Annotated in this window: 13 protein-coding genes; 7 read left to right on the top strand and 6 right to left on the bottom strand. The window is 33.2% G+C overall.

Features of this window, described 5'->3' with window-relative positions:
• From U9P79_09465 to U9P79_09455, 3 genes are all read left to right on the top strand, one after another.
• A partial coding sequence (locus tag U9P79_09465) for a T9SS type A sorting domain-containing protein (protein MEA2104850.1) occupies positions 1-332 on the top strand: 332 nt, incomplete at its 5' end.
• A gap of 266 nt (positions 333-598) precedes the next feature.
• Positions 599-1231 carry a site-2 protease family protein gene (locus U9P79_09460; GenBank protein MEA2104849.1) on the top strand — a complete coding sequence of 211 codons (633 nt, stop codon included), beginning with the start codon at positions 599-601 and terminating at the stop codon, positions 1229-1231.
• 93 nt (positions 1232-1324) lie between these two features.
• Entirely contained in the window at positions 1325-2053 is a 729-nt protein-coding gene (locus tag U9P79_09455; GenBank protein MEA2104848.1) for a segregation/condensation protein A, read from the top strand.
• Here the strand turns inward: U9P79_09455 and U9P79_09450 are convergent, their stop codons facing one another.
• The 6 genes from U9P79_09450 to U9P79_09425 form a co-directional block, all read right to left on the bottom strand.
• On the bottom strand, positions 2054-2530 hold the full coding sequence (locus tag U9P79_09450; protein MEA2104847.1) for a hypothetical protein: 477 nt from the start codon (positions 2528-2530) through the stop codon (positions 2054-2056).
• A gap of 32 nt (positions 2531-2562) precedes the next feature.
• Positions 2563-3171: a zf-HC2 domain-containing protein gene (locus tag U9P79_09445; protein MEA2104846.1), complete on the bottom strand. Its 609-nt coding sequence runs from the start codon at positions 3169-3171 to the stop codon at positions 2563-2565.
• The gene (locus U9P79_09440; GenBank protein ID MEA2104845.1) at positions 3168-3686 is read right to left on the bottom strand and encodes a sigma-70 family RNA polymerase sigma factor; all 519 of its coding nucleotides are present in this window, start codon (positions 3684-3686) and stop codon (positions 3168-3170) included. Before U9P79_09440 ends, U9P79_09445 begins: the two co-directional genes overlap by 4 nt.
• Before the next feature lie 112 nt (positions 3687-3798).
• The gene (locus U9P79_09435) at positions 3799-4983 is read right to left on the bottom strand and encodes an AAA family ATPase (GenBank protein ID MEA2104844.1); all 1185 of its coding nucleotides are present in this window, start codon (positions 4981-4983) and stop codon (positions 3799-3801) included.
• A gap of 230 nt (positions 4984-5213) precedes the next feature.
• Positions 5214-5492 (bottom strand): hypothetical protein, encoded by a 279-nt coding sequence (locus U9P79_09430; GenBank protein MEA2104843.1) that lies wholly within the window; start codon positions 5490-5492, stop codon positions 5214-5216.
• 76 nt (positions 5493-5568) lie between these two features.
• The gene (locus U9P79_09425; protein MEA2104842.1) at positions 5569-6360 is read right to left on the bottom strand and encodes a DUF4065 domain-containing protein; all 792 of its coding nucleotides are present in this window, start codon (positions 6358-6360) and stop codon (positions 5569-5571) included.
• Positions 6361-6649: 289 nt separating this feature from the next.
• Between U9P79_09425 and U9P79_09420 the strand changes: the two genes are divergently transcribed.
• The 4 genes from U9P79_09420 to hypD form a co-directional block, all read left to right on the top strand.
• On the top strand, positions 6650-6886 hold the full coding sequence (locus U9P79_09420; GenBank protein ID MEA2104841.1) for a HypC/HybG/HupF family hydrogenase formation chaperone: 237 nt from the start codon (positions 6650-6652) through the stop codon (positions 6884-6886).
• A gap of 39 nt (positions 6887-6925) precedes the next feature.
• Positions 6926-7411, top strand: a complete 486-nt coding sequence (locus tag U9P79_09415; GenBank protein ID MEA2104840.1) for a permease — start codon at positions 6926-6928, stop codon at positions 7409-7411.
• Positions 7408-7935 (top strand): permease, encoded by a 528-nt coding sequence (locus U9P79_09410; protein MEA2104839.1) that lies wholly within the window; start codon positions 7408-7410, stop codon positions 7933-7935. The genes U9P79_09415 and U9P79_09410 overlap by 4 nt, the downstream gene beginning before the upstream one ends.
• 41 nt (positions 7936-7976) lie before the next feature.
• On the top strand, positions 7977-9079 hold a 1103-nt coding region (hypD, locus tag U9P79_09405), incomplete at its 3' end, for a hydrogenase formation protein HypD (protein MEA2104838.1).

Below are 9079 nucleotides of genomic sequence, written 5' to 3'. Positions count from 1 at the left end.
AGGGGTATGGGATAAATAATCCGGATACATCTTTTATAAACAAATTATATTTATTCCAGAACCAACCGAATCCATTCAAGAAACATACGGAGATAGTTTTTATTTCTTCGGATTATGAACGATTTGAAGATTATCAACTCTCCATTTACAATGTAAGAGGGCAATTGGTAAAAAGATACAACGGAAGAGAAGACCATTTTCAGGTAAATACAAAGATCATCTGGGATGGAAAAGATAGTTATGGAAATGAAGTTTCAGCGGGAACATATTTTTACAAACTGGAATATGGTAAAAATGCGGTTGTGAGGAAGATGGTGAAGATCAGTGAATAAAATTTAGGGTTGGGTGGATATGAAATTCGTTTTCTGTAGTTACAATATTTTGGTGTAATTCGTGCAATTAGTGAATCCATGCCGTTTTCCTTTCTCCTTTCATACTTTTTTCTTTACCAAGCTCCTTAATGGTGCGAAACGAGACGAAGTTTATTAAACCACTGAGAAGGCAAATTTATTAGAGAGATTTTTGACCACCCGCAATGCTTTTATTAGAGCCATAAAATTTGACACGTTTTGAGACCCTTGATTTTTTGACCAGCACTATGAATTTTATTAATCAATTTTTTATTCTGATTTTCCCCGTCTTATCTGCTTTAACAATTCATGAATTTTCTCATGGATTGATTGCTTATAGATTGGGAGATGATACAGCCAAAAGAGCCGGAAGGCTTACCCTTAATCCGCTTAAACACCTTGACCCGATCGGAACAATAATGTTGTTTATCGCACACATCGGTTGGGCAAAACCGGTTCCGATCAATCCCTACAATTTTAAAGATATGAAACGTGATACTGCTTTGGTCTCTCTGGCCGGTCCCGCTGCAAATTTTATTACAGCAGCAGTCGTAAGCATATTTTTCAGATTGATCAATCCAACCCCTGCAATGTTTAATACAAATATTTTAGTCCAAATACTTTTCTATACGATTTTTATTAATCTGGCTTTGGGGATTTTTAATCTTATTCCATTTCCACCGTTAGATGGTTCTAAAATTCTCGGTGCTTTTCTCTCTGACGAGTATTATTATAAATTCCAACGATTTGAAAGACAAGGGATGATGATATTCCTGATAATCATTGTGGGGAGCAGATTGCTTAATCTGAATATCATCGGGGGAATTATTATGCCACCGGTTTTCTTTTTTCTTAAACTATTCACCGGATTACAATTTTAATTTGTTAAAATTCTGATGAATAGCAATGAAATTGCTTCGATAGTTTTATCGGTCTTCCCACAGATTTCAATTGTTGATTAACAAACCCATATAATGCCGCAACTTTACAAAATCAAGCTTCCCAATTTTGAGGGCCCTTTAGACCTTCTGCTTTATCTGATTCGGAAGCACAAGATTGATATTTACGATATTCCGATTTCTTTTATTTTAAAGGAATATTTGGAGCATCTCTCGCTGATGGAGGATCTAAACATAGCAATTGAAGGGGAATTTATGGAGATGGTTGCCACTCTTATTCAAATCAAACTTCGCTCTTTGCTTCCCAAAAGACAAAATGAAGAAGAGGAATTGGAAGACCCACGTGCTGAATTGGTAAAGAATCTTCTTGCCTACAAAAAAATGCGGGAATCTGCCGAAATGCTGGAAAACCTTGCGGAAGATAACAGTAAATATTTTTATCCACCGATGGATAAAATTTTCAAACAGGAAATGCAAAATAATGCTACTTCTTATGATATTGACAGGGACGAGGGAAATGTTTTTGAGCTGATAAAAGCCTTGCAAAAACATCTTTTGCTAAAACCACAGGAAATTCCCGAAAAAATTAATCTTGAAGAATTTAAGATTGAGGATAGAATTGTAAAAATTGTAGAAATCTTAAAACACCAAAAAAAAATAGTTTTTTCTGCATTAATTCAAGAAAGCAATCGGCTGGAAATAATTACTCTTTTCATGGCGGTTTTGGAATTAATCAAACGAAGTTACATCTCGGTTTATCAAAGCAACGATTTTTCTGAAATTTATATTAAAAAAAAGGGATAATCATTTTTCGGGAAAATCATGCGGCTTCAGACGATGCATTTTGTCCATTTTATCGCGAATCTGACGCCCGAAATACATCTGAAAAAGTAGATATTTTGCAAATTTTTCATGCCCGATATGCTTCTGCAGTTCTAAGTATAATTTTTTTTCCTTCTTCTGAAAAATTTCTTCGTTTCCCATTAATTCAGTTATTAACTTTTTAATTTTTTTGTCATCTTTCGGTTTTTCAAGGGCTTTTCTTAGTTTTTGAGTAATAGATTTTTGGTTATCAAAATGTGTTTCCCTGTTTTTCTCAACCTTATTTAATAAGGGTAGAACTACCGCTTCATTTTCTTCGGGAAGATCAAGCGTTTTGAGGAGCTCAAGTTTTCGGTATTGCTTGATGATCTTAAATCTGTTATCCGATTTGTCTTGCCCAAAAATCATAGTTGTTAGGAAGATCAGCAGGATAATTAATCCTAAAATATTTTTTTTCATCTTATTTCCTTTTCGATTGTATTTGTTATTTGTTAAGTTGTTTTCATTTTATCTATTTCATCTTTCAGATATTGAATTTCCTGGTCGCTAAGTTCTTCCGAGAGAGTTCTTGTTCTGATTTGATCGGGATAAATTTGATAATCGCCGTAACCGTAAAGAATTTCATTACGTGATTCTTCATCGTTATAAATCTCTTCCAGTAAGTTGTTTTCAATATTCGTAAAATTAATTTCGTTAACTTCGATCAGTTCATTTTGATAATAATCGTTTTTCGTTAGCAAATAATTTTTCGCTTCTGGTTTTATGTCGGGAGATGGGAATAAAAAATATGATAAAGAAAGGATTACCACAGCAGCCGTAGCAAGTGCCGGTTTAAGCCACATTTGGAATGAAGATAGAGGCTTCTCTGCTGTAAAATTTATTTTTTCCCGATTAATTAATTTGGAAAATTCAGGAACATTGGCGGAAGCAATATCTGTATTTACGAACTCTTCGGTTACGTTGACGGTTTTTTCCCAGACCCCATAACGTTTTTTACAAGAGCTACATTCTTGCAAATGCTTTTTTATGGCTTCTACTTCACCACCATTCAGATCATCGTTTAAATAATCCAGAATTTTTTTATCGTCAAGGCATTTCATGATTGTCCTCCAAAATCTAACAAATCATTTTGGCTTAGTTTTTCTTTAATAGTCTGCATAGCAAAAAAATAATTACTTTTTATTGTTCCAATACTCCTTTTAAGGATGGTGGCAATCTCTTTGAATTTCAGGTTATTATAATATCTCATTAAAAATACTTCTTTTTGTCTGTTTGGTAAATCGTCAATAATCAAATTCAATTTATTGAACAGTTCTTGCTCCAAGAGGGCTGATTCCGGGTTTTGTTTGGTTTCCGTTCGTAAATCTTTTGCCGTAAAATCTTTCATTTTTTTTCTTTTCCCGATAACTGCGTAAATATGGTTTAGGGCGATTCTATATAACCAGGTGGAAAATTTTGCATCTCCGCGAAATTTTCCAGCATTTTCAAATGCGAGGAACAAAATTTCCTGAGTCGCATCTTCTGCGTCTTCCTGATTTTTCAGCATTTTCAAAGCAAGATAAAAAATTTTTTTATAATTCTCTTCAAGCTTCTTTTCGAGATCATTTCTGTTCATGTGTTTTCAATTATTAGAGCAAATGTGATGAAAAGGTTTAAAATTATTTGAGTTTTGATAGAGCTCCATTTTTAGAAATTATATTTTGCGATTTTAACTAATTTTTAATTTTTTATTTAAGAGTAAATTCTAATACATTATCTAAATGTATCAAGTCAAAATAGAAATCAGGATATTGTTTCTTAAAATAACTATATTTTTTCGGATTGAATGTTTTTTCTGAGAATTTAACTTCATACGCTTTTGATTCCTGAATAATAAAATCAACTTCCTGCTTTTTTTGAGTTCTCCAAAAACGGATATCATCAACTGGATAAAAGTCATAAAAGCGTCTGAAGACAAAATTTTCCAAAAGATCACCCCTGTCGTTTCGTAATGAAATTGGCTTAAAATTTCCGAGAAAATAATTCCTCAGCCCTAAATCGTTTAAATATATCTTTGGCATTTTCCTTAGTTCTTTTTCTACATTTCTATAAAAAGGTAAAATTTTTGATATATGAAAAGACCTTTCCATTATTTTTACATAAGCATTAATCGTTTGATATTGTATTTTCAGATGTTTAGCAATGTTATTTGAATTAAATAATCCTCTTCCGGCAGATAGAATTTTCAAAATCTTAAAATACATATCAGGATATTTAAGGTTGGCTTCTAAAGCGTCTTTTTTGATGTATGAGTCGGCAATTTCCTTTAGAATTAATTTTTTTTCTGCCAGCTCTTCTTCCAGAACAACCTCCGGATAACCGCCAAATAATAAATATTCATTAAGCCATTTCTGCAATTCCGATTTATAAATTTCCGGTATGGAACCCGAATTAATAAAGGAAGCAATTTCACCTCTACCTTTAAATATTAAGAATTCTTCAAAACTTAAAGTTGGTAGTATGAAAATACGCTTTCGTCCGGCTAAACTGTCCTTAAATTTTTCATTGATATAAAAAGCAGATGAACCGCTTACAACAAATTTTATTGAATCTTGACTTAAATCATAATGGTATTTAAGAAAATTAGTTGGATTGCGCAAATATTGTATTTCATCCAAAAACAGAACAACTTTTCTTTTATTATTAAATGGTGGGATTATTTGAAATAAATTTCGTGGATGCTCATCTAATAATTTCAATATTTCAGGATTTTCAAGTGAAATAAAAAATGTGCGTTTTTCTTCCTTTTCTAATTTGGAGTGCATCTGTTGCATCAAAGTTGTCTTACCTGTTTGGCGAGCACCGACAAGTAAAGTTATCTGCTTTTTGGGAAGGTGTTTCCATAATTTATTGAATAATGTTCTGTGTTTCATATTGATAAATTATCCCAAAATTTCACTTTGTCAATCATAAAATATCCCCAATAGCACATTTTATAATCATATATTATCCTTATTTTGCTATTTATCAATTTTATTTTTCACAGATTTTTTGATAAGCATTTTTTCCATTCTTAATTGATTTTCATTTTAAAATTATTTTTTCTCTTCCCAATATTCACCTTTAGTGAATCCGATTTTTTTTCATATCATTTTGTTCTTTTCTATTTATAGCATTTTATTATCCTCTCCCTATCCTCATTATCTTTATCACCTTTGTAATAAATCTCAATGAATTCTATTTTGTCCTCTTTTTCATAATAGGCATAAATTATTCTTATGCCACTTCTGGAACCGGTTCCTTTTAATGATCTACATGCAAATTTTCTTGCTTTGTAAATTTGGGGATAATCAATCCCAAGATTACATATTTGAAAAACTCCTTTATTATCAATTTTTAGTTTGTGGGATATGTTTAACTGTTTTTCAATAAATATTTTCAAATCATCTTTAAGGGTTCGGAATCTTTTATTAAGTTTCTTAAAATCTTTCTCAAACTCCGGAAGTTGTTTGATATTATTAAATATTTTTTTCAGAATAAAACCTCACGGAATAAGGAGGGGTGCGGTAGAAAACTGCTTCATAATCAATTTTTTGCTTTTCTTCGGTTGTTAACCAGGGAACATCATGATGGGAATATTCGCTTATTTGAGCTGCATTCATATCGGAAAGCCTTTCTAATACATCATCTATTTCTGCAGTTTCATTTGCTTTGAATTTAGGCAAATCGGGCTTTCTTAAAGGAAGATATTTGGTTTGGGGATATTGAAAATATTTATCCTTAATTTTCACCAGGTCCTTTCCTTCCATCTCTTTTACAATTTTTGCAAATTCTATTGGTGTGGGTCCATATCGATTTTTGATATAAGTTGCACCAATTAATTGCTCCTCATATTTTTCATAGAAATTAAAATCAATAAAATAAAGGAGTTTGTACAGGACAGTTTCTCCAATATTTGGTTTTGAGCCAACTTTGTTTAAGATGTAAAGTAAGACTTCCTTAAATTTTTCTACATTTTTTTGGGGTACACTTATTCGTATTTCTCTTTTTTTCTTTGGAGTAATTTTCTTCCCTTTCTCCAGAACGACTTTTATATCTTCTTCCAAGCTAAGAAGTGCATCGGTTGAAATATTAAACAGCTTGGCAATTTTTGCAGTTTCTTCAGCAGTTAACTTTCTTGCACCATTTTCTGTTTGAGAAATTGAAACTCTTTTCATTTCTAACATTTGTGAGAACTTTTCTTGGGAAAGTCCTGCTGCATTTCTTAATTTTTTTATCCTTTTTCCTAAACTTTTATAAAAATTTTTCATTTTTTCTCCGATTCACAATTTAGGATTGTAATAATATTTGTCAAGCAATTGTTAGATTTTATTGCAAGTACTTTCAGTTCCTCACCAATAATGTCCAAGTTTTTTATCAATTTTTCTGATTTTTATATTTTCCTCTTTCTAAAAAGTTAAAATCACTTTCAATTTTTTACGAAAATGCACAAAATATGATTGATTATGGTTCGGTCCGCCAGCAGAAAATCAAAACTTTCTTGACAGTAAAATCCCAAATCAAAAAAAAGATAAATAATTAATTAATTTTGAGGTTATAATGTGTTTAGCAGTTCCATATAGAGTTGTATCCATAAAAGGAAATAAAGCAAAAGCCGATGTTTACGGCGTGGTAAAGGAAATTGACGTAAGGATTTTGCAGAATTTGAAAGAGGATGATTTTGTGCTCGTGCATGCCGGATTCGCCATCCAAAAGGTAAATCAGGAAGAGGCTCACGAAACATTGCGACTTCTGGAAAAATTATCAGAAGCAACTCCTGAGTTTAAGCGAAGATAGGTATTTTACAAACCGGATAAAATTTTTCGCAAAATCTATATGCTTCTGTATTTTTATCTTATTTGCAGTTTGGTGCTACTGCTTTCATTGGCAGTAAATTTACAAAAAACACTCAAGGCTTTAAAAATTGCAGGCAAAAAATTGTTAGCCATCATTCCATCTCTGATGGTGATGGTTATTCTTGTTTCAATAATTTTGTACATTATTCCGGACACAATGATACGAGATTTGTTGGGATCAGAAAATAAGTATTTTGGTCTGATAATCGCCAGTATGCTCGGGTCTATTACATTGATGCCCGGCTTCGTTGCCTTTCCTCTCGCCGGAATTTTACTTTCACAAGGTGTCCCTTACATGATTCTTTCCTCGTTTACCACCACGATGATGATGGTCGGCATACTCACCTTTCCCCTTGAGCAAAAATATTTCGGCACTAAAGTTACTATCATCCGCAATTCATTAGCATTTCTAATTGCAATAGCTGTTGCTTTGATTACTGGAATTTGTTTTGGGGAATTGTTTTGAAGAAGAGAAAATTGATTTTTGGGATCGCTCTCATCATAATCTATTTTGGATTTCTGCTGATTTCTATGCGATTGAATTTCTATGCCGGAATCAAAATCGGGGAAAACTCTTTAAACTTTTTCAAAGGCATAATTCCTCTGTTCCCCGGAGTTTTCATTCTGATTGGTCTTTTTGAAGTCTGGGTAAAAAGAGAGACGGTAGAAAAACATTTCGGTAAAAATAGTGGATTCAGAGGATATTTTTGGGGAATAATTCTCGCAAGCACTACGGTCGGTGGAATTTTTATTGCCTTCCCGATTGCGTATTCTTTGCACAATAAAGGTGCAAAATTATCCGTCATCTTTACATACATCGGTGCTTCTGCAACTTGCCGAATCCCGATGACAATGTTCGAAGCTTCTTTTTTGGGCATAAAATTTACTCTGATAAGATTGTGCGTTTCTTTGCCGCTAATCATCATTACCTCCATTTTTCTTGGGAATTATCTTGAAAAAAATAAATTTCAGATTCAAAAAGGAGCGTAAGTTTTTTCCGTTTCGTCTTTCGAAAATGAAAATATTCTAGTATGAAAAACCAATTTAAAAATAATCCGAATCTTATTCCGTTATTGAAATCAATTGATTTTGAATTAGATATGTTGCTCAATTACAAAAAAAGTGTAAATAAAAAACTGTCTAAGAGTAACAAATCTTGCCTGAATATTATGGAAATTTGCGGAACTCATACTGTTTCGATCCTGAAACATGGATTTAGACAATATTTTGAAAATCGTATTAATTTTCTTAGTGGTCCGGGCTGTCCGGTTTGTGTTACTTCACAAAATGATATTGACAAAGTGATAAATCTGGCACAGAAGGATGTTGAAATTGCCACATTCGGTGATCTGGTAAAAGTTCCCGGTACAGAATCGAGTTTGGAGAAGGAGGTGGCAAAAGGAGCCCGAGTTCACGTGCTTTACAATCCACTCGATTGTATTGAACTGGCAAAAAGCACAACTAAAGAAATTGTTTTTATCGCAGTTGGTTTTGAAACCACTATTCCGGTTATTGCCAGTTTGGTGCTGGATACGAAGGAAAAGGGAATTAATAATATCAGCATTCTCTCACTTGTCAAAACTTTACCAAACACCTTAAAATTTCTCTTAGAAAATCTTGATTTGAATTTAGATGGTTTTATCTGCCCCGGACATGTCAGTGTGATTATCGGAGAGCAACCTTACAATATTCTTGCAGATAAATATGCTATTCCCTCTGTGATCGCCGGCTTCGAACCGGTTGATCTCGCATTGGGGATTGAGTCGTTAGTCTCGCAAATCAGAAGCGGAAAGGCTATTGTTGATAACCGTTACACACGCATGGTCAATAAGGAAGGTAGTCCGGCGTCTCTGGAATTGATAGATTCCGTCTTCTCCCAAGCAGATGTGTCGTGGAGAGGGTTTGGCGAAATTCCCAATAGCGGATTGAAATTGAAAAAAATGTTTGAAAATTTTGATGTGGAAAAAAAGTTTGACCTAACTGTAAAAAACTCGAAAAAACCAAAAGATTGCATTTGCGGTGAGATAATTACGGGAAACAAAAATCCCAGAGATTGCAAATTGTTTGGAGAAGTTTGCACACCAGACAACCCGATCGGTCCGTGCATGGTTTCCTTTGAAGGTGCCTGTTCTGC

It is taken from the genome of Candidatus Cloacimonadota bacterium (assembly GCA_034661015.1).
GTDB lineage: Bacteria > Cloacimonadota > Cloacimonadia > JGIOTU-2 > JGIOTU-2 > JAYEKN01.
Note: the sequence above shows the minus strand (reverse complement) of the source record. Positions and strands in the feature narration are given on the sequence as shown.